The organism is Cellulomonas sp. P5_C6 (assembly GCF_054049635.1).
On record NZ_JBFULZ010000334.1, the window covers coordinates 1 to 1,969 of the forward strand.

Annotated in this window: 2 protein-coding genes and 1 pseudogene; 1 reads left to right on the forward strand and 2 read right to left on the reverse strand. The window is 75.7% G+C overall.

The features are described 5' to 3' along the window. Nucleotides 1-784: alpha/beta fold hydrolase (locus tag ACXJKG_RS20845; protein ID WP_456847628.1), on the forward strand; the 784-nt coding region annotated here is incomplete at its 5' end. A 20-nt stretch (nt 785-804) separates the two neighbouring features. Here the strand turns inward: ACXJKG_RS20845 and ACXJKG_RS20850 are convergent. Together ACXJKG_RS20850 and ACXJKG_RS20855 are read right to left on the reverse strand one after the other, a co-directional pair. After that, nucleotides 805-1,236, reverse strand: coding sequence for a hypothetical protein (locus ACXJKG_RS20850; RefSeq protein ID WP_456847629.1), 432 nt, complete (start codon nt 1,234-1,236; stop codon nt 805-807). Nucleotides 1,237-1,260: 24 nt separating this feature from the next. Next, nucleotides 1,261-1,969, reverse strand: a pseudogene (locus ACXJKG_RS20855) (hypothetical protein); the annotation flags it as partial.

The window sequence follows — 1,969 nt, forward strand, 5'->3', positions numbered from 1 at the left end:
GCGCATGAGCCTGCACACCTATCGCGACGGGGGCGACGGTGTCCCCGTCGTGCTCCTGCACGGCTTCCCGCTGGACCACCGGATGTGGGACACCGTCGCGGCCGCGATCCCGGCCGGTCGCGCGGTGCACGCCGTCGACCTGCCGGGCACCCCGGGCTCGGCCACGGACCTGCCTGAGCCGGCGCTCGAGGCCTCGGCCGACCTGGTCGCCGCGGACCTGCGGTCGGCCGGCGTCGAGCGCGCCGTGGTCGCCGGCCTGTCGATGGGCGGCTACGTGGCCCTCGCGCTGCTCGAGCGGCACCCCGACCTGATCGCCGGTCTCGCGCTGGTCGACACGAAGTCCACCGCCGACGCCCCCGAGGCGCACGCCAACCGGCTGCGCATCGCGGCCGAGGTCGAGACCGCCGGCACGGTCGACGCGGTCCGACCGATGTCGTCGTCGCTCCTGGGCGAGACCACCCGGGCGGCACGGCCCGGGCTCGCCGACGAGGTCGCCGCCTGGATCGACCAGCAGCCGCCCGCGGGCATCGCCTGGTCGCAGCGGGCGATGGCGGCACGCCCCGACCGCTCCGACGTGCTCGGCGCGTACCGCGGGCCGGTCGTGGTCGTCGTCGGAGACGAGGACACGGTCACGCCGGTCGAGGCTGCCGAGCACCTGGTCGCGACCGCCGCGGACGCCCGACTCGTCGTCGTGCCGCACGCCGGCCACCTCTCGGCCGTGGAGCAGCCCGCCGCGGTCGCGGCCGCGCTGGCCGAGCTGGCCCAGGTCGTCGACTCCGCGTAGGAGTCAGCGACGCGTAGGGGTCAGCGACCCAGCACCCGCGCGAGCGCCTCTGACATATCCAGCGACTCGCCGTCCTTGCCGCCCGCGCCGATCACCAGCGGGGGAGCGGACGGCTCGGGGGTCACGMCGCGGAAGCGCGCTGCCAGGCTCGACGGCGTCGTGAGCACGTAGAACTTGCCGGCCGTGTCGATCGCCACCGTCTCGTCCCGCCGCAGGTACCAGCCCGTCAGCGGCGTCCGGTAGCGGGCCCGCCCGTCGTAGCTGCGCGCCGACAGCTCGACGGGCTGCGGGCCGAACCGGGTCACCCGGACCAGGAACGCGTCGATCAGCTCCTGTGCCCGCGCGGACTCGGCCCGCYGCCGGTCGGCCAGCAGCTCACCGTGCGCGGCAGCCGCGGCGCGCCGCTCCTCGCGCCAGCGGGCGGTCGCGTCGGACGAGGTCTGATCGGTCACGGGTGCCCTTCCGACGTCTGCCCGTCAGCGGGTCGGCGCGGCTGCGTCGTCCTTCTCGGCGGGCTGCTCGTCCTGGGCATCGGCAACGGGGGCCTCGCCCTTGACGTCGGCCGGCGCCTCGACGGACTCGGCCTTGTCGTCCGTGGCGGGCTCGGCGACCTCGGGCTTGTCGGACCCCTCGGCAGCGGGCGCCTCCTCCACGACCGGCACGGCTGCGGACACCGGCGCCGGGCGCGACTTCGTCGGACGCGACGCCGGGCGCGCGGGCTTGCCGGCGGGAGCGGAGGCGTCGTCGGCACCCTTGGCGGGCGCCTTCGCGGCAGCCGGAGCGGACTTCTGCTCCTTCTCGAACGCGGCCTCGGCCCGGGTCGCCCGCTCGAGCGTCGCCCGGTCGGGGTTGTGGCCGAGCAGGTTGCGCAGCTCGTCGAGGTAGGAGGTGATCGACTCGCGCTGGCGGTTGAGGTCCTCGACCTGCCGCGTGGCGGACGTGCGCTCGCGCTCCGACTCGATCATGGCGTCGGAGATCTGCTTCTCGGCGTGCTCGCGGGCCTCGGCCACGACGCGGTCGGCGTTCTTGCGCGCGTTGGAGATGAGCTCCTTGGCGTGCTGCTCGGCGTCGGTGCGGACCTTGTCGGCCTGCGCCAGCGCCTTGGCGACCCGCTGCTCGGCCTCGGCCGCGTGCGCCTCGGCGTCGCGCACCAGGTGCTCGGTCTCGGCCCGTGCCGTCTCGTGG